The sequence below is a fragment of the Sphingomonas jatrophae genome (genome assembly GCF_900113315.1).
Lineage (GTDB): Bacteria > Pseudomonadota > Alphaproteobacteria > Sphingomonadales > Sphingomonadaceae > Sphingomonas_P > Sphingomonas_P jatrophae.
Map to the genome: position 1 here is coordinate 710988 of NZ_FOZG01000002.1, position 21934 is coordinate 732921.

Annotated in this window: 21 protein-coding genes; 5 read left to right on the forward strand and 16 right to left on the reverse strand. The window is 70.2% G+C overall.

Annotated elements, in window-relative coordinates:
* Positions 1 to 39: 39 nt before the first annotated feature.
* On the reverse strand, positions 40 to 1224 hold the full coding sequence (gene metC / locus BM360_RS12625; protein WP_093316035.1) for a cystathionine beta-lyase: 1185 nt from the start codon (positions 1222 to 1224) through the stop codon (positions 40 to 42).
* Entirely contained in the window at positions 1221 to 2057 is an 837-nt protein-coding gene (gene sseA, locus BM360_RS12630) for a 3-mercaptopyruvate sulfurtransferase (protein WP_093315121.1), read from the reverse strand. The genes metC and sseA overlap by 4 nt, the downstream gene beginning before the upstream one ends.
* Before the next feature lie 111 nt (positions 2058 to 2168).
* On the opposite strand from sseA, the gene queF reads away from it, so the two are divergent.
* The gene (queF, locus tag BM360_RS12635; protein WP_093316036.1) at positions 2169 to 2615 is read left to right on the forward strand and encodes a preQ(1) synthase; all 447 of its coding nucleotides are present in this window, start codon (positions 2169 to 2171) and stop codon (positions 2613 to 2615) included.
* A gap of 97 nt (positions 2616 to 2712) precedes the next feature.
* Here queF and BM360_RS12640 read toward each other — a convergent pair whose 3' ends face one another.
* The 7 genes from BM360_RS12640 to hflK all read right to left on the reverse strand — a co-directional run bounded on the left by BM360_RS12640 (position 2713) and on the right by hflK (position 12068).
* Complete coding sequence (locus BM360_RS12640) at positions 2713 to 4236, reverse strand: S10 family peptidase (RefSeq protein ID WP_093315123.1); 1524 nt, start codon at positions 4234 to 4236, stop codon at positions 2713 to 2715.
* Between the two features lie 123 nt (positions 4237 to 4359).
* On the reverse strand, positions 4360 to 5331 hold the full coding sequence (locus BM360_RS12645) for an isopenicillin N synthase family dioxygenase (protein ID WP_093315125.1): 972 nt from the start codon (positions 5329 to 5331) through the stop codon (positions 4360 to 4362).
* Complete coding sequence (locus tag BM360_RS12650; RefSeq protein ID WP_131819267.1) at positions 5328 to 6629, reverse strand: phenylacetate--CoA ligase family protein; 1302 nt, start codon at positions 6627 to 6629, stop codon at positions 5328 to 5330. Before BM360_RS12650 ends, BM360_RS12645 begins: the two co-directional genes overlap by 4 nt.
* A 23-nt stretch (positions 6630 to 6652) precedes the next feature.
* Positions 6653 to 8284: a helicase HerA-like domain-containing protein gene (locus BM360_RS12655; RefSeq protein WP_093316037.1), complete on the reverse strand. Its 1632-nt coding sequence runs from the start codon at positions 8282 to 8284 to the stop codon at positions 6653 to 6655.
* Positions 8285 to 8416: 132 nt separating this feature from the next.
* On the reverse strand, positions 8417 to 9982 hold the full coding sequence (locus BM360_RS12660) for a Do family serine endopeptidase (protein WP_093315128.1): 1566 nt from the start codon (positions 9980 to 9982) through the stop codon (positions 8417 to 8419).
* Positions 9983 to 10107: 125 nt separating this feature from the next.
* Positions 10108 to 10977, reverse strand: a complete 870-nt coding sequence (hflC, locus tag BM360_RS12665; protein WP_093315129.1) for a protease modulator HflC — start codon at positions 10975 to 10977, stop codon at positions 10108 to 10110.
* Positions 10974 to 12068 (reverse strand): FtsH protease activity modulator HflK, encoded by a 1095-nt coding sequence (gene hflK / locus BM360_RS12670; protein WP_207544590.1) that lies wholly within the window; start codon positions 12066 to 12068, stop codon positions 10974 to 10976. Before hflK ends, hflC begins: the two co-directional genes overlap by 4 nt.
* Before the next feature lie 111 nt (positions 12069 to 12179).
* On the opposite strand from hflK, the gene BM360_RS12675 reads away from it, so the two are divergent.
* Both BM360_RS12675 and BM360_RS12680 read left to right on the forward strand, forming a co-directional pair.
* Positions 12180 to 13193, forward strand: coding sequence for an Mrp/NBP35 family ATP-binding protein (locus BM360_RS12675; RefSeq protein ID WP_093315133.1), 1014 nt, complete (start codon positions 12180 to 12182; stop codon positions 13191 to 13193).
* Between the two features lie 132 nt (positions 13194 to 13325).
* Positions 13326 to 13763, forward strand: a complete 438-nt coding sequence (locus BM360_RS12680; RefSeq protein ID WP_093315135.1) for a CoA-binding protein — start codon at positions 13326 to 13328, stop codon at positions 13761 to 13763.
* A gap of 137 nt (positions 13764 to 13900) precedes the next feature.
* Here BM360_RS12680 and BM360_RS12685 read toward each other — a convergent pair whose 3' ends face one another.
* Genes BM360_RS12685 through BM360_RS12710 form a run of 6 tightly spaced genes read right to left on the reverse strand, consistent with a single transcriptional unit; the run spans position 13901 to position 18234 of the window.
* Positions 13901 to 14350, reverse strand: a complete 450-nt coding sequence (locus BM360_RS12685) for a DUF3597 family protein (protein ID WP_093315137.1) — start codon at positions 14348 to 14350, stop codon at positions 13901 to 13903.
* Positions 14351 to 14410: 60 nt separating this feature from the next.
* Positions 14411 to 14683, reverse strand: a complete 273-nt coding sequence (locus tag BM360_RS12690; protein ID WP_093315139.1) for a hypothetical protein — start codon at positions 14681 to 14683, stop codon at positions 14411 to 14413.
* Positions 14684 to 14701: 18 nt separating this feature from the next.
* A complete protein-coding gene (locus BM360_RS12695) occupies positions 14702 to 15481 on the reverse strand; it encodes a 3'(2'),5'-bisphosphate nucleotidase CysQ (RefSeq protein ID WP_093315141.1) in 780 nt (259 codons plus the stop codon).
* Positions 15474 to 16820: a TldD/PmbA family protein gene (locus tag BM360_RS12700; protein ID WP_093316038.1), complete on the reverse strand. Its 1347-nt coding sequence runs from the start codon at positions 16818 to 16820 to the stop codon at positions 15474 to 15476. The genes BM360_RS12695 and BM360_RS12700 overlap by 8 nt, the downstream gene beginning before the upstream one ends.
* Positions 16821 to 16852: 32 nt before the next feature.
* On the reverse strand, positions 16853 to 17773 hold the full coding sequence (gene ubiA, locus BM360_RS12705; RefSeq protein ID WP_093315143.1) for a 4-hydroxybenzoate octaprenyltransferase: 921 nt from the start codon (positions 17771 to 17773) through the stop codon (positions 16853 to 16855).
* Positions 17774 to 17826: 53 nt separating this feature from the next.
* On the reverse strand, positions 17827 to 18234 hold the full coding sequence (locus tag BM360_RS12710) for a hypothetical protein (protein ID WP_093315145.1): 408 nt from the start codon (positions 18232 to 18234) through the stop codon (positions 17827 to 17829).
* Between the two features lie 111 nt (positions 18235 to 18345).
* On the opposite strand from BM360_RS12710, the gene BM360_RS12715 reads away from it, so the two are divergent.
* A complete protein-coding gene (locus BM360_RS12715; RefSeq protein ID WP_093315147.1) occupies positions 18346 to 19083 on the forward strand; it encodes a 16S rRNA (uracil(1498)-N(3))-methyltransferase in 738 nt (245 codons plus the stop codon).
* Between the two features lie 46 nt (positions 19084 to 19129).
* Positions 19130 to 20500, forward strand: coding sequence for a glutamate--cysteine ligase (locus tag BM360_RS12720; RefSeq protein WP_093315149.1), 1371 nt, complete (start codon positions 19130 to 19132; stop codon positions 20498 to 20500).
* A 39-nt stretch (positions 20501 to 20539) separates the two neighbouring features.
* On the opposite strand, the gene BM360_RS12725 is transcribed toward BM360_RS12720, so the two are convergent.
* Positions 20540 to 21832, reverse strand: a complete 1293-nt coding sequence (locus BM360_RS12725) for a methyltransferase family protein (RefSeq protein ID WP_423228915.1) — start codon at positions 21830 to 21832, stop codon at positions 20540 to 20542.
* Positions 21833 to 21934 lie beyond the last annotated feature (102 nt).

The following is a 21934-nucleotide window of genomic DNA, read 5'->3' on the forward strand; positions in this document are numbered from 1 at the left end:
CGAGAAGCGAGGAGTGTTGCGCCGCCCCTGCCCGGATGCTCAGCGTGCTTTGCGGAAGCGCGCCAGCCCCTCGGCCAGATCGTCGATCAGGTCGGCGGGATCCTCCAGGCCGATGTGCAGCCGCACGGCCGGGCCTGCCGCCGTCCAGCGGGTGGCGCTGCGGATCGGTGTGGGGTCGATGGGCAAAGCGAGGCTCTCATAGCCGCCCCACGAGAAACCGATGCCGAAGTGGCGCAGGCCATCGATCAGCGCGGTGCGTGCCGCATCACTGCCGCCATCCAACACGAAGGCGAACAGCCCCGAGGCACCGGCAAAGTCGCGGCGCCACAGATCATGCCCCGGGCAGCCCGGCAGCGCGGGGTGGAGCACCGCGGCCACCTCCGGCTGCTCGGCCAGCCAGCTCGCCACCGCCAGCCCCCCCGCCTCATGCTGGCGCAGCCGCACGCCCATCGTCCGCAAGCCCCGCAGCGCCAGGAAGGCATCATCCGGCGAGACATATTGGCCGAGCGACTGCGCCACCTGCCGCAGCCGCGGGAAGCAGGCTGCATTCGCCGTCACCGATCCCAGCATCGTGTCGGAATGGCCGACGACATATTTCGTGCAGGCGAGGATCGACAGGTCGACGCCGTGCGCGATGGCCGGAAACAGCAACGGCGTCGCCCAGGTGTTGTCGAGCAGGGTCACCAGCCCGCGCGCCTTCGCCGCGGCGCACAAAGCGGGCACATCCTGCACCTCGAACGTCAGGCTGCCGGGGCTTTCGAGGAACAGGGCGCGCGTGTTCGGCCCGATCAGCTCGGCGATGCCAGCGCCGATCAGCGGATCGTAGAAGCGGGTCGTGATCCCCATCGGCTTCAGCACGGTGCGGCAGAAGGCGCGCGTCGGCTCATAGGCGCTATCGACCATCAGCAGCTCGTCGCCCGGCGACAGGACGGAGAGCATGGCCCCCGCCACCGCGGCCACGCCGGACGGATAGAGCATCGTCCCCGCCCCCCCGGGTTCCAGCGTGGTCAGCGCATCCGCCAGCGCCCACTGCGTCGGCGTGCCGCGACGGCCATAATAGAGGTTGTCGTCAGGCGCCGCGGAGGCGGCGCGCAGGTCGGCCACGCTGTCGAACAGCACGGTGGAGGCGCGCCAGACGGGCGGATTGACGATCCCCTGGGTCCACGCCTTGCGCCGCCCGGCAGTGACCAGCCGGGTCGCCGGCCGCTCCTCCTGACCGCTCATGCGGTCGCCTTCGGCGTCGTCGCGTCCGCGCCCCATTCGCTCCACGATCCGTCATAGAGCGCGGCATCGTCGAGCCCGAGCAGATGCAGGCCGAACAGCAGGATGGCCGCGGTCACGCCCGAGCCGCAGGTGGTGACAATCGGGCGGGCGAGGTCGACCCCTGCGGTCTCGAACGCCGCCCGCAGCTCCGCGGGCGACTTCCACGTCCGATCCGGGTTGAGCAGCGCATCGTAGCGCAGGTTGGTGCTGCCGGGGATGTGGCCCGGCGCCACGCCTGTGCGCGGATCGGCCTCCACCCCGCTGAAGCGCGCCGGGCTGCGCGCATCGACGACCTGTTCGGCGCGGCTGTCGAGATTGGCGCGCATCTGTTCAAGGTCGCGAACCCCCGTCAGCGGCTGCCCGAGCGCGAAAGCGACTGGCGTCACTCCGCTTCTGCCCTGCTCGATCAGCCGCCCCTCGGCACGCCATTTCGCCAGCCCGCCGTCGAGAATGGCGACATGCTCGGCGCCGAAGCGGCGCAGCAGCCACCAGGCGCGGCAGGCGGTATGGTGCGAGGCATCGTCATACAGGACGATCCGGTCCCTTCTGGCGATGCCCAGGCCGCCCAGCCGGGCCGCGAAGGCGGCAGCATCCGGCGCCATGCCGGGGGCGGGATGGTCGGCGTCGATAAGCGTCGCGAGGTCGAGAAAGCGCGCGCCCGGTATATGCCCCCCGGCAAACTCCGCCGCCGCGTCGCGGGCGGGATCGAGCGGGTGGGCGCTGGCATCGACCAGCCGCAGATCGGGATCGCCGAGATGCTCGGCAAGCCAGCCGGTGGAGAGGAGACTGTCCATGGCGAGAAGGGGTAGCGGCCGCCGCGGGCAGGTTCAACCAGCCCCCCCTGCTCGCCCGAGCGGCGCCAAGTCCGGCATGACGAAGCCCGGCCGCGCCCCTATATGGCCGCGATGGAACCCCTGCATCTCGGTCGCTCGACCCCGCTGCCCGCCTCTCCGCACGAGGCGGTGCTGGATTACGTGCCCAATCCACGCGCCGGCACGCTCTATCTCGTGCGCTTCGCCGCGCCCGAATTCACCTCGCTCTGTCCGGTGACCGGCCAGCCCGATTTCGCGCATCTGGTGATCGATTATGCGCCGGGCGAGACGATCGTGGAATCCAAGTCGCTCAAGCTGTTCCTCGGCTCGTTCCGCAACCATTGCGGCTTCCACGAGGATGTAACCGTCGGCATCGGCCAGCGCCTGTTCGATGAGATGAAGCCGCGATGGCTGCGCATCGGCGGCTACTGGTATCCGCGTGGCGGCATCCCGATCGACGTCTTCTGGCAGAGCGATGCACCGCCTGCAGGCCTGTGGGTGCCGGATCAGGGCGTTGCGGGCTATCGCGGGCGCGGCTGAAGCGCCGCCTGCGATCCCCCTTGAACGTCGAGGGGCTGCCCCTCTCCAGCGGAGAAGGACAGCCCCTCGCGAACTTCAAGACTGCGGGAGCGGCGCCTTAGCGCCCCGTGCCGCCCGTGCGGATGAAGCTGCGAATGTCCGTCGACAGCTTCCGCAGATCGTCCTCGCGCACGTACATCATGTGGCCGGCATGATACCAGTGCCACGAAATGCGGCCGTCATTCGGGATGCCGGTGCGGTTGAGCGAATATTCCGCGCCGAAGAAGGGCGTGGCGAAATCATAATAGCCCTGCGCCACGAACACGCGCAGCCCGCTATTCTCGCGCAGCGCCTTGCCGATGTAAGGCGCGACATTGAGGTAGCCCGAGCCGCCGCGCGGCCCTTCGCCGATGTTCCAGTCCCACTCGCCCGTGCCGCCGATCGACGAATAGACCACGTCGGGCGAATATTTCAGCGTGCTGCGCGCATAGGCGTTCATCGCGGCGGTATAGGCGCCGTCGATCGCGTAGAAGCTGGGATCGTTGTCCGGCTCCTCGCCCGCCGCGTCATAATCCTTGCCGGTATAGCGCGTGTCGAGGCGGCCGATCGTCAGCCCGCGATCGCGCAGCAGCTCCTTGTAGAAGCGGCCCGGCGACAGGCGCAGGTCGGCCCGGTCGAGGAACGCCTCGGACACGCCGGTGAAGCGGGAGAGCTGCGGCCGCACCGACGCGCGCTCCTCCGCCGAGAGCGAGTTGCCCTTGAGCAGCGCGGAGGCATAAGGCCCGATCGCGAACGCCTTGGCCTCGGCGACGAACTCCTCGACCGTCGCGGGCTTGTTCGCCACCTTGTTGTGATACCAGGCGGTGGCCGCCATGGACGGCAGGTTGGTGACGTAGCCAAGCTCGTTGCCCGGCGCATCCGCGGCCTGGCTGAAGTCGAGGATGGACGAGATCAGGATGATCCCGTTCACCGCCACGTCGGTATAGGTGCCCTCCAGCTCGCGGATCACCGCGGCCGAGCGCGTCGTGCCATAGCTTTCGCCACCGATATATTTCGGCGCGTTCCAGCGATCATTCTCGTTCAGCCACAGGCGGATGAACTGCGCCATCGACTTGGCGTCTTTGGTGATGCCCCAGTAATTCTTCGGGTCCGTCTTACCCAGCGCGCGGCTGAACCCCGTGCCGACCGGATCGATGAAGACGAGATCGGTCACGTCCAGCAGCGAAAAGGCGTTGTCGACGATCGGGTACGGCGGTGCGCCATCGTCGCGCGCGTCTGACGGGATGACGACGCGCTTCGGCCCGAACGCCCCCATGTGCAGCCACAGCGAGCCAGACCCCGGCCCGCCATTCCACAGGAAGGTCACCGGCCGGTTGGGATCGGTCTTGCCTTCCTTCACGTAGGAATAGCTGGTGATGGCGGCGAGCGGGTTGCCGTCCTTGTCCTTCAGGTAGGTTTCGCCCGCGGTCGCGCGGTAATTGACCCTGACGCCGCCGAACGTGCCCGAATGGCGCGTGACCGAGACGACGGGCGGCGGAATGTCGCGCGCCGCCTCCTTCTTCTCGGCAGCCGTGTCGGGCTTGTCCTGCGCAAAGGCGGGGGTGGCGAAAAGGAGGGCGACGGCCAGAGCGGAGCGGATCATGTCAACGGGTTAGCGGCATGACCAAACCTTGAGAAGCCCCCCTTCTCATCAACATGGCCCGGCTTGTTCCGGTGCTCCTCCACCGGGAACAAGCCGGGCGGAGGGTGCCGGCTGGTGGGGGCTTCAGGCCAGCTTGATCTCGCGCAACCTCTGCGCGAGGAAATCATGCGCGGTGATGCTCTCCGGATAGCGATCCGGATGATCGGCATCCACCATCTGCGGCAGCGTCTCGATCCGGTAATCGGGCCGGAAATGCAGGAAGAACGGCATCGAATAGCGGGATATGCCGCGCCGCTCCGGTGGTGGGTTCATCACGCGGTGGCTGGTGGAGACCAGGCGGTGGTTGGTCAGCCGCTGCAGCATGTCGCCGATATTGACGACCAGCTCGCCCTCCTTGGCGTAGATCGGCAGCCAGCGCCCGTCCGCCAGCTTCAGCTGCAGCCCCGCCTCGGCCGCGCCCAGCAGCAGGGTGATCGTGTTGATATCCTCATGCGCGCCCGCACGGATGCCGGGCGCGTCCGCCGGCACCGGCGGATAATGGAGCAGGCGCAGCACCGAATTGCCGTCGCGCACCGTGTCGACGAAGAAATCGGGCGCAAGGCCGAGATGGCGGGCGATGGCGGAGAGGATCTTGGCGCCCGCCGCATCGAAGGCCGCGAACAGGTCGAGCATCGTCTGGCGAAACCCCGCCACCTCGCGCGGCCACAGGTTCGGCGCCATCACCTCGGCGAAGGGATGCCCCTCGGGCAGCTCGCGCCCGACATGCCAGAATTCCTTGAGGTCGACGTGGGTCGCGCCCTTGGCGGTCTCGATCCCGAACGGAATATAGCCGCGCGCACCGCCGGTGCCGGGCAGGTGATAGGCGCGCTTGTCCTCCGTCGGCAGCGCGAAGAAGGCGCGCGATGCCGCCTCGGCCTCGGCGATCAGCGCGGCCGGCACGCCATGATCGCGCACCACCGCGAAGCCGTAGCGTTCGAACGAGCGGCCGATCTCGGCAGCGAAGCCGTCGGGATCGCTGTCCGCCTGCGCGAGGCTGACCGAGGCCACCTGCTCGGTCGCGGGGTCGGCGATGTCGTTCGAGAGTGCGTCGGTCATTCCGGGTCTATCCGATTGAGAAACTCCTCGAACTTGGCCGCCGGCCGGTCGAGGCGTTCGCCGGGATAGGTGAAATCGAGGTGGAAGGGAAATCCCAGCCGCGCGCGGATCAGCGCCGCAAGCGCGTCCTCCTCCCCGCCGGTCAACGGCCGTTCCGTCACCAGCCGCACCTCGATCAGGTCGCGCGCATGCTGGACATATTGATACTGGACGACAGGCGCGATGGATCGGTGATCGATGCTGGCGAGATAGGGCCAGCTGCGCCCGCCATCGGCATGCGTCATCAGGTTGCGCGTGCGCCCGCGGATCGCTCCGATCGTGGGCAGCGTCCGCCCGCACGGGCACGGCCCCGCCGCCTCCGCCCAGTCGCCATTGGCATAGCGGATCAGCGCGGTGGCGCGGTTGACGAGATCGGTGACGATCACGCGCCCCGTCTCGCCCGGCGCGCAGGGCGTGCCATCCTCGCGCACGATCTCCACCAGCACCGTCTCGGCCATCACATGGTAGAGGCCGCTGATTGGGCATTGCAGCGCGATGAAGCCGTTCTCCTCGCTTGAGTAGATGTCCGCGATCGCGATGCCGGTCAGCGCGCGCGTGCGGGCACGCAGGGCCGGCGTCACGATCGAGCTGACGGTGCGGATGTCGCGCAGGTCCGGCAGCGTCTCGCCCGCCTCGATCCGGTCGAGCAGGCCGGCGAGGTTGGAGGTGTAGACCAGCAGCGAGGTCGGCCGAAACGCACGCAGCAGCGTCATCTGCTCGTCCAGCGGCACCGTCATCGGAATGCCGAGCGCCGGGCCGGTCTGCGCCAGCAAAGCGGCAGGCGGGCCCCAGTCGGGCAGGCGTTGCACCCCGTCCAGCCGCATGATCGCGGCGAAGCGGCCGCTCAGGTCGCGCCTGTTCCAGCGGTGATCGCGCATCGTCGCGGCCATCCAGTCGAGCTGGTTGGCGAAGGTGCGGCGGACCACCACCGGCTCGCCGGTCGAGCCCGACGTGCGCGTCTCGTTCACCGGCCCGTCCTCGGCGGGCACGATGCGGGCATAATGGCCGGGATCGCGCTGGAGATCGCGCCGGGTCAGCGGCGGCAGGCGATGGAGCGCGCCCGGCAGCTCGGCCGCAGTCAGCCCCGCGGCGGCGAGGCGGGCGGCGAAAGCGGGGCTGTGCTGCGCATGGTGCGCGGCGACGGTGGCAAGGCGCTCGGCCTGCAGCGTGGCGAGCGTGGCGGCTGGGGAATGTTCGCTCGCCTCCAGCAAAGCGAGGCGCTCGCGGAGCTGGGACAGGATCGCGGCGGCGTCGCTCACCATTGCTTCCCTCTCCGCGCGTCTCAGCGGCCCCGGAAGATCCCACCCAGGATGCCGCGCACCAGTTCCCCCGCGATCCCGCCCGAGGAGGAGCGCCGCCGGGTCGGGCCGCCGAACACCTGCCGCCCGATCTCGTTCGCCACCTGCCGGCCGATCGAGGACGCGGCCGCGCGCGTGGCGGAGGTGGCGGCCTTGTTCCAGGGTGAGCTGGCCGCGGCCCGCGCTTCCGCCCGCTCGCGTGCCGCAGCGTCGCGGGCCGCCGCCCGGTCTGCCGCTGCCTGCCCCTTGTCGGCGGCGGCGGCATCCTTCGCCGCCTGCGCCGCGGCCTTGGCGCGCGCGGCCGCGCCTGCCGCCGCCTCTGCCTTGCCGGCGAGGATCTCCTCGGCGGACTCGCGGTCGACCGCCTCGTCATACTTGCCCGCCAGCGGCGAAGTGGCGACGATCACCGCCCGCTCCTTGTCGCTGAGCGGCCCCAGCCGCGATCCCGGCACGCGGATCAGCGTGCGCGCCACCGGCGACGGCGCGCCATCCGGCTGCAACAGCGACACCAGCGCCTCGCCCACCTTCAGCTCGGAAATGAGCGTTGCAACGTCGAGGCCCGGCCGCGCGCGGAACGTCTCCGCCGCCGCGCGGATCGCCTTCTGGTCGCGCGGGGTGAAGGCGCGGAGCGCATGCTGCACGCGATTGCCCAGCTGGCCCGCGACACGCTCGGGCACGTCGATCGGGTTCTGCGTGACGAAATAGACGCCGACACCCTTGGATCGGATCAGCCGCACGACCTGCTCGATCTTGTCCTGCAGCGCATCGGGCGCATCGTCGAACAGCAGGTGCGCCTCGTCGAAGAAGAAGACGAGCTTCGGCCTGTCCGGATCGCCCACTTCGGGCAGCGTCTCGAACAGCTCGGACAACAGCCACAGCAGGAAGGTGGCGTAGAGCTTCGGCGCCGCCATCAGCCGGTCGGCGGCGAGGATGTTGACGATGCCGCGGCCCTGCTCGTCGGTCCGGATCAGGTCATGGATGTCGAGCGCCGGCTCGCCGAAGAATGCGTCCCCGCTTTGCCCCTCCAGCTGGAGCAGCTGGCGCTGGATCGCGCCCACCGACTGGCGGCTGACATTGCCATAGCGCGTCGTCAGCTCGGCCGCGTTCTCGGCACACCAGGCGAGCATCGCCTGAAGATCGCCCAGGTCGAGCAGCAGCAGGCCCTGCTCGTCCGCCACGCGGAAGGCGATGGCGAGCACGCCCTCCTGCACCTCGTTCAGGCCCATCAGCCGCGCGAGCAGCAGCGGCCCCATCTCCGACACGGTCGTGCGGACGGGGTGACCCTTGGCGCCGAACAGATCCCAGAAGACCACCGGCGTGTCGGCATAATGCCAGTCCGCATCGCCGATCTCGGCGGCGCGCGCGGCCAGCGTCTCATGCATCTTGCCCCCGGGGGAGCCCGCCATGGCGAGGCCGGCGAGATCGCCCTTCACGTCGGCGACGAACACCGGCACGCCCGCGCGGCTGAAGCCCTCGGCCATGCCCTGCAGCGTGACCGTCTTGCCCGTGCCCGTCGCGCCCGCAATCAGGCCGTGGCGGTTGGCGCGGGCGAGGACGAGCTCCTGCCGCTCGCCCTCGGCGGTGGCACCGATGAAGAGAATGTTGTCAGCCGCCATGCGCGCTCCCGTGCCGGCGCGCTTCCAGGCCCCCACGTTCGCCCTGAGCCTGTCGAAGGGCCGTCCTGTCCTTCGGCGTAGAAGAAGGACGACACTTCGACAAGCTCGGCACGAACGGGGTTGTCCTTCGCCTTACTGCGCGCGGATCTCCACGCCGACATAGCGCGCCGGGCCGTTGCCGCGCTGGACGAGCAGCAGCACGTTGGTGCGGTTGGCCGCCTTCGCCGCCTGCACCGCCGCCGCCACCTCGGCCGCGGTCAGCACCGGGCGCTGGTTGACCGACAGGATGATGTCGCCACGCTGCAGACCCTCGGTTGCCGCATCGCTCGATGCATCGACCGCGGCCACCACCACGCCGCGCGTCGTCGGCGGCACGCCGATTTGGCGCGCGATCTCGGGGGTGAGCGCCTGCAACGTCAGGCCGATCGATGCGCGTGTCGAGGCGCCTGCATTGGGCGTGCCCGGCGTCGGCGTCGCATTCTCGTCCTGCAAGCCCTCGCCCGCCGCCGCGGCCAGCTGGTCCTCGGGCGGCCGCTCGCTGACCACCGCCGTCACCGTCTGGCGCTTGCCGTCGCGGATCAGCTCCACCGGCACGCGGCTGCCGATCGGCAGGTTGGCGACGATGTAGGAGAGCGTGTTGTCGGGCGTGATCTCCTCGTTGTTCACCTTGGTAATCACGTCGCCCTGGCGGATGCCCGCGCGCGCCGCCGGATAGCCCGGCTCCACCCGCGTAATGATCTCGCCGCGATCCTTGGGCAGGCCGAGGCCGGCTGCAATGTCGTCGCTCATGGGCTGGATGCCGACGCCGAAATAGCCGCGCTTCACCCGGCCGCCGGTGCGCAGCGCGTCGATGACGGGCTTGGCCTCTTCCGCCGGAATGGCGAAGCCGATGCCGACATTGCCGCCGGTGGGCGAGAAGATAGCGGTGTTGATGCCGATCACGTTGCCGTTCAGGTCGAACATCGGGCCGCCGGAATTGCCCTGGTTGATCGACGCATCCGTCTGAATGTAGCGATCATAAGCGCCGCCAAGGCCGATATTGCGGTGCAGCGCCGAGACGATGCCCGCCGTCACCGTGCCGCCAAGGCCGTAAGGCTGGCCGACCGCCAGCACCCAGTCACCCACGCGCGTCCGGGTGGAATCGCCGAACTGGACGAAGGGCAGGCCCTTGGCCTCGATCTTCAGCACGGCCAGATCGCTGTTCACGTCCTTGCCGATCACCCGCGCCTTATATTCCTTGCGGTCGTTCAGCGTGACGGTGATCGAGGACACGGTCGTCGTCGCCTGGGCATTGCCGGGCGCGCCCGAAATGACGTGGTTGTTGGTAACGATATAACCGTCGGGCGAGATGATGAAGCCCGAGCCGAGCGAGGTCGCCTCACGCGTCACCGGGCGGCCCTGATCGTCGGTGCCGCCGCCGCCGAAGCGCTTGAACAGATCCTCGAACGGCGACCCCGCAAACGGGTTCTGCTGCTGCTGCACCTGCACGCGCTGCGTGGTGGAGATGTTGACGACCGCCGGCTGCAGCTTGGCGGCGAGATCCGCGAAGCTCAGCGGCGCACCCGGCCGCGGGGTGGCGGCGGCGATGGTGCCGGGCGCGTTTTGCGCGACCTGAGCACCGGCGGGCCCCTGGGTCACGAGCGTCGCGGTCGCACCGCCCGCGAGCATGGCGGCAGTGATGGCGTAGGCGTAACGCACTGTATTCGACCTCCTGGGAGAGACTGCCCGCTCTACAAGACCCCTGCGGGCGCCGTTTGACTTGATATTCCCTGAATGAACGCTGTTTGAATAGACCGGGTGCCGCATTGCCGCGGCTGCCCGGCTCAGTTCCGCCGGCCCATGAACTCGCGCAGATATTCGTTGTCGCGGCCCATGATCACCTGGCTGCTGCCCGATGCCCCCTGCCCGTCCGACCCGAAGGTATGACGATAGGACTGCATCGCACGATAGAAATCGTAGAAGTCCGCATCCTTGCCGAACGCCTCGGCATAGACGCGCGCGGCGTCGGCATCCGCCTGGCCGGTAATCTCCTGTGCCTGGCGGCGGCCCTCGGCGCGGATGGTCAGCGCTTCCTGCTCACGCGCGACGCGCATGCGCTGGAACGCGCTTTCCAGCGGGCTGCCGTCCGGCAGGTCGGCGCGCTTGATCCGCACGTCGACGATCTCGGCGCCATATTGCCGCGCCACCTTGTTCAGCCGCGCCTGGATATTGTCCATGATGACGCCGCGCTCGGGGCTGAGCAGGTCGGCGAAGCGCACCTTGCCCAACTCGTTCCGCAGCGACGAGCCGAGGATCGGCGCCAGCTGCGTCGCCACCCGCTCCTCGCTGCCAGCGGAGAGGTACATGCGCAGCGGATCGACGATGCGGTAGCGCGCAAAGGCATCCACCTCGAGGCGCAGCTGGTCGGTCGACAGCACCGACTGGCGCTCCATGTCGAAATCCAGCACGCGCTTGTCGACCCAGACGAGCTGGTCGATGAACGGGATGCGCGCGATGATGCCCGCCTGCGTCCGCCCCGGCTCCTCGTTCGGGCGGTAGGGGTTGAACACGCCGGCCGGCTCGCCCAGCCGCAGCACCACCGCCTGCTTGGTCTCCGGCACCACCGTGAACACGCTGGTCAGCAGGATGGCGGCGATCACCGCGGCAATCGCCCACCCGATCGGGTTGCGCCCGATCCGCTCGACGAGACTCATCGTCCGGCCTCCGTCGCGGGCTTCGGCTTCGGCGCGGCTCCCGGCAGCGGCAGCAGCGGCGCGACGCCCGGCGTCTCCACGACCACCTTGTCCGTCCGGGCCAGCACGTCCTCCATCGTCTCGTAATACATGCGCCGCCGCGTCACCTCCGGGCTCAGGCGATACTGTTCGTAGACCTTGTTGAACGCGGCCGCCTCGCCCTCCGCCTTGGAGGAGAGCTGCTGCGCATAGGCGCGCGCCTGGTTCAGATCCGCCTCGCGCGCCTGCTGCGCGGCCGAGACCGACTTGAACGCATCCACCACCGCCCCGGGCGGGTCGGCCTGCTTGATCGCGATGCCCTGCACCTGGACGCCTGCGCGGTAGCTGTTGAGGATTTCCTGCATGCGCAGCTGCACGCGCGTCTCGATGGCGCTGCGCTGCGGGCCGATCGCGTCGTTCAGGCTGACGCGCGCCACCTCGGCCCGCATCGCGCTTTCCGCCACTTCGCGGATCGTGTCCTCGGGATCGCGCAGCTCATACAGATAGAGCTTCGGATCGGCGATGTTCCAGCGCGCCGAATAAGCGAGGTCGACGATGTTCTGGTCGCCCGTCAGCATCAGGTTCTGCGCGCTGGCCGCGGTGGAGCCGACATCGATCGTCTTGATCTCGTCCACGTTGACGCGCGTCACCCGCTCGATCGGCAGCGGGAAGGTGAAGCGGATGCCCGGCTGCAGCGTGCGCGAATAGCGCCCGAACTGCGACACGACGCCCCGCTGCTGCGGCCCGATCTGGTGCGAGCAGGTGAAGATGATCCAGAGTGCCACCAGCCCCAGCACCGCCCAGCCCCACAGCGGCCGGCCGCCGCGCGGCAGCCCCTGCGGCAGGCGGCCGCGGCTGCGGCGGAGAAATTCGTCAAGTGCCGTCGGCGTCGGCCCGCGGTTCGGGCGCTTGCGCGGTGGCTGGTTCCACGGATTGCGCGGGCCGAGCCCATCGCCGCCCCCGCCGGAGCCACCGCCAGAACCGCCGCTGCCACCGCTGCCCGATCCGCCGCCGCTCCCACCGGAGCCGCCGCTATTCCCGCCGCCCCAGGGGCCGCCGGATTCATTGAGCATGCTCTCCCCGGCGTGGCGCCATCCGTTCTCAGCGTTCATGCAAGCCAGTATAGGGGTGCGATCAAGGGAAAAACAGTGGCGCGCCCCACAGACACGCCTAATTCCGCAACGATGATCGACCTTCAGTTGCTGCACCGCGCGCTCGACGCGCTGCCTGATCCCGTCACCGGCCGCGGTCTCGTCGCCGCCGGCCGCGCCGCGCCGCCCACCGCGCAAGGGCCGGTCGCGCGCGCCACCATCGATGTGACGGGCCTGTCCGACGAGGCGCGCACCGCGCTGGAAGGCGCCGCCCGCGCCGCGCTCGCTGCCGTGCCGGGCGTCGGCGAGGTGCGGCTGCTGCTCACCGCCGAGCGCGTTGGCCGCACCCTGCTCGCGGTCGCATCGGGCAAGGGCGGCGTCGGCAAGTCCACCGTGTCGGCCAATCTCGCAGTGGCGCTGGCGCGGATGGGGGTGAGCGTCGGCCTGATCGACGCCGACATCTACGGCCCCTCCCAGCCGCGCCTGCTCGGCACCGAGGGCGAGAAGCCGACTGCGGACAAGCAGCGCATGAACCCGGTGATGAGCCGCTTCGGCGTGCCGATGCTGTCGATGGGCATGCTGGTGCCGCCGGGACAGGCGATTGCGTGGCGCGGGCCGATGGCGGGCAATGCGCTCGGCCAACTGGTCGATGCCGATTGGGGCGCCACCCGGCTGCTGATCCTCGATCTGCCGCCCGGCACCGGCGACGTGCAGCTGACCATGGTGCAGAAGCACAAGCCCGGCGCCGCGCTGATCGTCTCCACCCCGCAGGATCTCGCGCTGATCGATGCGACGCGCGCGATCGACCTGTTCCGCAAGGCGACGGTGCCCGTGCTCGGCCTCGTCGAGAACATGGCGGGCTATGCCTGCCCGCATTGCGGCGAGATCTCCGACCCGTTCGGCCGTGGCGGCGCGGAGGCGGCAGCGGCGACCATGGACCTGCCCTTCCTCGGCCGCGTGCCGCTGGAGATCGCCATCCGCACCGCCTCCGACGCGGGCGAGCCACCCGCCGCGCAGGACGGGCCTGTGGGCGCGCCCTTCCATGCGCTGGCGGCGAAGGTGGCGGCCGCGATGAACCTGACGGCAGCCGGCGGGTTGAACGCCTGACGCGCCCCAGCCGCCCCCGTTCGGGCTGAGCGAGGTCGAAGCCCTGTCCTTCTGCCGCCGTGCGAAGAAGAACAGTCCTCCGACAGGCTCAGGATGAACGGAAATGACGGCACACCCGAAGGAGCCAACGCAATGCCCCTCACCGCCGACGCCGACATCGGCGACCTGCTGGCGAACACCCGCACCATCGCGCTGGTCGGCGCATCCGACCGGCCCGACCGGCCGAGCTATGGCGTGATGAAGGCGCTCCAGGCGCACGGCTACCGCGTGATCCCGGTCAACCCGCAGATCACCGGCGAGCATGTTCACGGCGAATATGTCTGGCGCGAACTCGCCCAGATCGGGGAGCCGATCGACATGGTCGATATCTTCCGCCGCCCGATGGCCGCGGGCGAGGCGGTGGACGAGGCGATCGCCATCGGCGCCAAGTCGGTCTGGCTGCAGATCGGCGTGATCAACGAGGAAGCCGCCGCCCGCGCCGAGGCCGCCGGCCTCAAGGTGGTGATGGATCGCTGCCCGAAGATCGAGATCCCCCGCCTGCGCGTGCCGCGGGTCAGCGATCCGGCCTGAGGGGCCGCCCTCTCCCTTCTTCGTCATGCCGGACTTGGTCCGGCATCCACCGTGCGGCACATCCTGACGCCGCTAGGCGCAACCGCCCGGTGGACCCCGGACCAAGTCCGGGGTGACGAAAGGAAGGTGGACCGGTCTCAGTCCGCCAGGTCGGCGGGCACCTTGCCGCCATTCTGCGCCAGCGCCTTCATCACCGCCTTGTGCAGCGCGATGTTCTGCTCGGCGCTGCCATGCGCGCCGGCATGGACGTTGAGCTCGCCCGCCAGCTCCTTGCGCGCCTCCAGGCTGGAATCGAGATCGAGCAGCTGGAGCAGGTCGACGATCGAGGTGCGCCAGTTGCTGGGCTTGCCCCGCGCCGCCGCCTTCTGCGTCAGCACCGCCTCGACATCGACCGGGGCGGGTGCGGGGGCCGGGGCAGCAGTCGGCGCCGCAGCAGGCTTCGGCGCCGCTGCGGCAGGCGCGGCTGCCGGGCGCGGGGCGGCGGGCGCCGGTGCGGGAGCGGGCGTGTCCTTGCGCCCGGAGAACTGACCGCCGAGCGGCCCCTTGTCACCGAAGATGGCGTGCTTGATCTTGTCGAACAGGCCCATGTGCGAACATCCTTGTATCGTTGGCAGCGGTTCAACCCGCTGCCGCCGCTCCGGTGCCCGTCACTTCCCGCATTTCAGGTCGATCGTCGCCTGTTCGAGCCGGGTCGGCGTGTCGCCCGCCAGCTTCTGCTGCGCGATGCAGCGCTCCCGCCAGGTCGGCAGCCCTTTCTGGCGCGCGCGGAAGATGCGGTCGGCCTCGCGCACCTCCTGCTGCTCCAGGGGCGTGAGCGCACTGAACGGGATCTGCCCGCGCGCCACCGCTTCGTAATTGCGCACCGCGCGCGAGGACGGGTCGCCCAACTGCATCGCCAGCACCAGCACCAAGCCCAGCATCGCCACCTCCCGTCCGCGTCAGCGCGCCTCCGCCGCCGCGGCGCGGCCGCCCAGCCGCTCGATCGCCGCGGCATGGATGCCGGGCGCCGCCGCGACCACGCCGAACAGTTCGCCCCGCGTCGAATTGAAGCGCAGCGGCCGCCCGCGCGCATCGCTCACGGCCGCACCCGCTTCCTCCGCGATCAGCGCGGCGGCGGCGATGTCCCACTCCATGCCCCAGCGCAGCGAGGCGAGCAGGTCCGCCTCACCCGCCGCCACCATCGCGATGCGCAGTGCGATCGAGTTGGGCTTGAACACCGGCACCAGATCGGCATCCGCCTTGGGCAGCGCATCGACGGGGACGCGTGCGCCCGGCAGGGTCGTCCGCGCCGAACAGCGCAGGCCCACGCCGTTCAGCGTCGCACCGCGGCCCGCCTCCGCCCGCCAGCTTTCGCCCCTCGCCGGTGCATCGAGCACGCCCAGCACCGCGCGCCCGCCCTCGACCAGCGCGATCGACACCGCCCAGCCCGGCCGCCCGCGCAGGAAATCGCGCGTGCCGTCGATCGGATCGACCACCCAGGTGCGCACGCACATCAGCCGCTCGGCCGAATCGACCGACTCCTCGGACAGCCAGCCCGCCTCGGGGTCCAGCGCGGACAGACGCTCGCGCAGCAGCGCATCGGCGGCGAGATCGACGTCGCACACCGGGTGCCCCGGCACCTTCTCCCACCGCTGATACTGGCCCGCCCCGCGGGCAAGCGCCATCTGGCCGACCTCGGCGGCGATCGCCGCCACCGCATCGGCCAGTGTGTCAGGCACCGGCGATCGCCATCCCGTCGATCCTGAGCGTCGGCGCATCCACCGCGTGGCGGAACTCAAGGTCGCTCGCCGGCGTCATATGCAGGAACATGTCGGTCAAATTGCCCGCGACCGTGATCTCCGCCACCGCCTCCGCGATCCGGCCGTCGCGGATAACGAAGCCCGATGCGCCACGGCTGTAATCGCCGGTGATGCCGTTCACGCCCTGCCCGATCAGCTCCGTCACATAGACGCCGAGCTTGATGTCGGCGATCAGATCGTCGCGCGAGAGCGTGCCCGCCGCCAGATAGGTGTTGCTGCCGCTCGCCCCCGGCGCACCGCCCGTGCCGCGCGCGGCATGGCCGGTCGGCTCCAGGCCCAGCTGTCGCGCCGACGCGCTGTCCATCAGCCACGTCGTCAGCACACCATCCTGCACCAGCTCGCGCCGCGCGGTCGGCAGGCCCTCGCCGTCGAACGGCTTGGAGCGAAGCCCGCGCAGGCGCAGCGGATCGTCGACGATGGTGATGCCGGGCGCGAACACCCGCTCGCCCAGCTTGCCGAGCAGGAAGCTCGTCCGCCGCGCGATCCCCGCGCCGTTGATCGCGCCGAGCAGGTGGCCGACCATGCTGGCCGACACGCGCGGATCGTAGACGACGGGCATCGATCCCGATTCGAGCTTGCGGGGCCCAAGCCGCGCCACCGCGCGCTCGCCCGCCCGGCGGCCGATCGCGTCGGACGCCTCGAGGTCTTCCAGATATCGTGCCGAGTGGAAGGCATAATCACGCTGCATCGCGCCACCCTCGCCCGCAATCACGCTGGCGGAGCAGCCATAGCCGGTGGTGCGGTATCCGCGCGCGAAGCCGGCGGAGGTCGCCAGCGCGATCGTCACGCGGTTGGCCGATGCGCCGCCGCCCTCGCTGTTGGTGACGCCCGCGACTGCGCGAGCCGCCTCCTCCGCCGCCAGCGCGCGTTCGCGCAAGGCGGCCGGTGCGGGGTCGCCGCCATCGTCGGCGTCGATCGCGGGCGGCTCGTCCCGCAACAGGCGGTCCTCGGGCGCGAGGCCGGCATAGGGATCCTCCGGCGCCTCGCGCGCCATCGCCACCGCGCGCTCGACCAGCGCCGCCAGCGCGTCGGCCGACAGATCGGAGGAGGACACCGTCGCCGACCGCCGCCCGACGAAGACGCGCAGGCCGATCTCCTCGCCCTCGGAGCGGCCGACATCCTCCAGCTCGCCCAGCCGGACGGAGACCTGCGTGGCGGCATCGCCGACATAGAGCGCGTCGGCCGCGTCCGCGCCGCTCCGCGTGGCGGCGGCGACCAGATCGGCGGTGCGGGATTCAGCGGCGGCGATATCGAGCATGGCCTGCACTTAGGGTGCGGGCCGGCGTGGCGCTACCCCGCCGCACCCACCGTCAGGCAGGCAAGGAACATCAGCAACCCGGCAAAGCGGTTGGAGCGGAACAGCCTGAGCGCCAGCGCCGGATCGTCGCGCCGCAGCCGCGCGACCTGCCAGCCGAGATGCAGCACCGCGGGCGCCAGCACCAGGAGCACCACCGGCTGCGGCCGCACCTGCCACAGCGCCGCCGCCCACAGAAGAGCCGCCACCGCATAACAGAAAGCGACACCGCCGCGCACCTGTCCGCCCAGCGCCCGGGCGGAGGATTTCACCCCTGCCAGCGCATCGTCCTCCAGATCCTGCAGCGCGTAGATCGTGTCATAGCCGATCACCCACGCGACCGATCCGGCATAGAGCAGCAGCCCCGCCGCCTGGAAGCCGCCCGTCGCCGCCGGCCAGCCGACCAGCGCCGCCCATGAGAAGACGAGGCCCAGCCACGCCTGCGGCCACCACGTGATCCGCTTCATGTACGGATAGGCGGCGACGGGCGCGAGGCTGGCCAGCGCCGCGATCTGCGCCTGGCCGGTCAGCTGCACCAGCACCACCAGCCCGACGAGGCACAGCGCCACCAGCCACGCCCACGCCGCCTTCAGCGACACCGCCCCGCTCGCCAGCGGGCGCGCGGCGGTGCGCGCCACCTTGCGGTCGAGATCGCGGTCGACAATGTCGTTGAACACGCAGCCGGCGCTGCGCATCGCCACCGAGCCGAGCGCGAACCACGCCAGCAGATCCCACCGCGGCGACGTGCCGCCCGCCAGCGCGATCGCCCACGCGCCCGGCCAGAATAGCAGCCACGCCCCGATCGGCCGATCGAACCGCGCAAGCAGCCAGTAAGGCCGCACGCCCGCCGGCAGCCGGCCGACGAGCCCGCGCGCCTCGCTGTCGGGGGTGATGGTGGGGGTGGCGGGCGGCGTCATCCGCCGCATCCTAGACGCGTCCGGCGCCTGACCGCCACACCCGTTCGGTCAGATCACTGCCCGGTCGGCGCCTTGTCCACCGCCGCGCCGCCGCCGACGTCGGTGGTCGAGTTGGTCAGGTCGCCCGGCTCCAGCGTGTTCGGCCGCGGGCTCGACAGCGCGGCATTGTTGATGTCGGACGCCGCAGCCGCACCCTCCGCCTGCTCGTCCGCGGGCAGGCCCGGACGGCCGCTCGGCTCGACCACTTCGGTGCCGGTCGCGTCCTCCGCCACATGCTTGCCGCGGAAGGCGAGGCCCGCAATCACCAGCGGCAGCACGGTCAGCACCGCCCAGCCGATCGCCGCACCCCGCGAGCGCAGCGCACCCCGCCGCCGCATCACCAGCCCGGCGACGAGCAGCACGACCGAGACGGCGACGAGCAGATAGACGATGCCGAATGCGTTGAACCCGGGCTCGCTCACGAGGTATCTCCTTGTAAAGCGGCCGGGCTAACGAGCCACCACGGCGAATGTTGCAGCGTCGATGACGCCGCGGGCTGGCCCGCCTGCCCCGCTTGCGGCAAGGGTCTGCTCATGCCCGCCACCCCCGCCTGGCCGCCGCGCTCCACCCCGCGCCTGTTCGTCGAGGCGCCGCTCGCGCCCGGCCCCCGCCGCATCGACGGCCCCGCCGCCCATTATCTCGCCGGCGTCATGCGCCTGAAGGCCGGCGATCCCGTCCGCCTGTTCGACGACGAGACGGGCGAATGGCTCGCCACCGTCGCCGCCGCGGGCAAGCGCGACGTGATGCTCGACGTGACCGAATTGCTGGCGGAGCGGGAAGCGGTGCCCGACCTCTGGATCTGCGCCGCGCCGATCAAGAAGGGCCGGATCGACTGGATGGCGGAGAAAGCGTGCGAGCTGGGCGTCGCCCGCTTCGTCCCCGTGCTCACCGCCCGCACCATCGTCGATCATCCCAAGCTCGATCGCCTGCGCGCGCACATGATCGAGGCGGCCGAGCAATGCGGCCGCACCGCGCTGCCGGCGCTCGCCGATCCGGTGAAGCTGCCCGCTCTGCTGCGTGACTGGCCGGGGACCCGCGCCCTCATCTTCGCCGACGAACAGGGCGGCACCTCCCTTGCGGAGGCGGCAAAGCCCGGCCCGGCCGCCATCCTGATCGGCCCCGAAGGCGGCTTCACCGACGAGGAGCGCGCCGCCATCCGTGGCCTGCCCCAAGCGGTGCCCGTCTCGCTCGGCCCCCGCATCCTCCGCGCGGACACCGCGCTCGCCGCCGCCGTCTCGATCTGGATGGCGGCGGCGGGCGACTGGCGCTGACCGAAATACGCTTGCAAGCCCCGGCGGCTCGGCTAGGCGCGCGATCATGAGCACGCGCACCGCCACCACGGACGATCCGCCAATCGAATCGCGCGCCGATCTGCTGCGCATCTTCGAGAAGGGCGAGAAGCCCAGGGAGCGGTGGCGCATCGGCACCGAGCACGAGAAGTTCGTCTACTGGAAGGACAGCCACCGCGCGCCGTCCTACGAGGAACAGGGCGGCATCCACGCGCTGCTGATCGGCCTTACCAGATATGGCTGGGAACCGGTCTATGAGGGCGACAAGGTCATCGCCCTGGCCGGAGCCGACGGCGGCGTCAGCCTGGAGCCGGCGGGCCAGTTCGAGCTGTCGGGCGCGCCGCTGGAGACGCTGCACCAGACCTGCGCGGAAACGTCGCGCCACCTTGAGCAGGTCAAGGCGGTGGGCGACCGGCTCGGCATCGGCTTCCTCGGTCTCGGCTTCTGGCCGGACAAGACCCGCGCCGAGCTGCCGATCATGCCCAAGGGCCGCTACGCCATCATGCTGAACCACATGCCGCGCGTCGGCTCTCTGGGGCTCGACATGATGCTGCGCACCTGCACCATCCAGACCAACCTCGATTATGCGAGCGAGGCGGACATGGTGAAGAAGTTCCGCGTCAGCCTCGCGCTCCAGCCGCTCGCCACCGCGCTCTTCGCCAACTCGCCCTTTACCGAGGGCAAGCCCAACGGCTTCTTGTCCTACCGCTCGCACATCTGGACGGATACCGATCCGCACCGCACCGGCATGCTGCCCTTCGTGTTCGAGGACGGCTTCGGCTACGAACGCTACGCCGATTACATGCTCGACGTGCCGATGTATTTCGCCTTTCGAGACGGACGCTACATCGATGCCGCTGGCCTGTCCTTCCGCGATTTCCTCGACGGCAAGCTCGAGGTTCTGCCCGGCGAGAAGCCGCTGCTCGGCGACTGGACGGACCACCTCTCCACCGCCTTCCCCGAAGTGCGGCTCAAGAGCTTCCTCGAGATGCGCGGCGCCGATGGCGGCCCATGGAACCGCATCTGCGCGCTGCCGGCTTTGTGGGTCGGCCTGCTCTACGATTCGGGTGCGCTCGATGCGGCGTGGGACGAGGTGAAGCACTGGACGATCGAGGATCACCACCGCATCCGGGCCGAGGTGCCCCGCCTCGGCCTCAAGGCCCGCGGTCCCCGCGGCCGCAGCTTTCAGGACCTGGGTGCGCGCGTGCTCGACATCGCGGCGGCCGGCCTCAATGCCCGCGGCAAGCTCAACGGCATCGGCGACACTGAGGCCGGCTTCCTCGATCCGCTGCGCGAGATCGTCGCCAGCGGCAAGACGCAGGCGGAACGGCTGCTCGATCTCTACAACGGGCCATGGGGCGGCGACGTTTCCAGGGTCTATGACGAGATGAGCTACTAGCCCGATCCTCCCGTCGCCCCGGCCTGCGCCGGGGCAGGCTTACCTCGCCAGGCCTAATCCCCGCCCCAGCCAGCCGAAGAAGCGCGGCACCGGCGCATGGTCCCGCGCCCACGCCGCATAAGCCACATAGTCCGGATCGGCGGAGAGGTGCCGCTCTTCGGTCCGCGCGCGCCAGTAATAGACGCCGCTCACCGCGGCCAGGATCGCCGTGTTGCGCACCGCGTCGGACCAGCTGTTCGTCGTCGTCAGCATCGGCAGCGACGAGATCCACCAGAAGACGTTCTTCGCCAGATAGGCCGGGTGCTTGGTCAGCGCATAGGGCCCGTGGGTCAGGATGCCGCGGTGCGTCAGGTTGGAGAAACGCAGCCCGAATGCCACCGTCGCCCACGCATAGACGGCCGTCAGCGCCGCCAGCACCAGCCCGATGGCGCCCAGGATGCGCGGGCTCCCCTCGAACCAATAGCCCCATTCCGCACCGCCGCTATGATAGTCGAGCGGCCCGCCCGCATTCATCAGGATGAAGGGCGGATAGCAGATCAGCGCCGCCGTCCACCCCGCTGCATAAGGGTTGGCGCTGCGGATGTGCGAATCGAGCGGCCGCATCGTCAGCAGATAGCCGACCGTCGCAAAGGCCACGTCGATCAGGAACATCACCGCGATCAGCCAGCTGGCCAGCGCGGCCGGGTTGCTCAGCGACGGCAGCGAGCGCTGCACCACGTCCATCCAGTTGCCCGGCACGATCGAGATCATGAAGGCGGTGAAGAAGCCCTTCACCGCCCAGCTGCGCGCATGTTCGACGATGCGCGCCCGGTCCGCCAGCGCGCCGCGGCCGAGCAGCATCAGCCCGAAATGCCAGGCGCCGTCCCTCGGCTCGACCAATTTGCGGTCGAGCCACAGCACATAGGGGACGGACAGCGCCACCAGCCACGGCACCAATCCCTGCAGCACCGCCATCGCGAACAGATATTGCCCCTGCCAGTACCAGCGGCCGACGAAGTAGAAGGCGGCGATCACGCCCCACGTCGCCCACAGGCCGACCAGCTTGACGATGCTGACGTCCAGGCTCTCGCGCCACGGTCTCGGCGGCGCGGACCAGTCGATTCCCGTCGTCGGATTGCGATGCACCCGGTCGATCAGCAGCGACCACAGGATCATCGGCACGCCGCACGCGATCACTGCCGACATCGCCGCATAAGGCCCGTCCATGCCCCAGCGAATCGCCGCGGCGAGCCACAGGCCCAGCCCCGCCATGCCCGCCAGGCCGACGCCCGTGCTCACGGCAGAGCGCGGCCGGATGTCCGGGCCGGGGCCATGCGGCGCCCGCGTCGCTATCGTCACCGCTTGCTCCACCCGAACATGCCCGCTGCCTGCCCTAGCCGGGTGACGTAACGAAGACGTGAACCCACCTGACAAAATGATGAGGGCCCGCCGCGC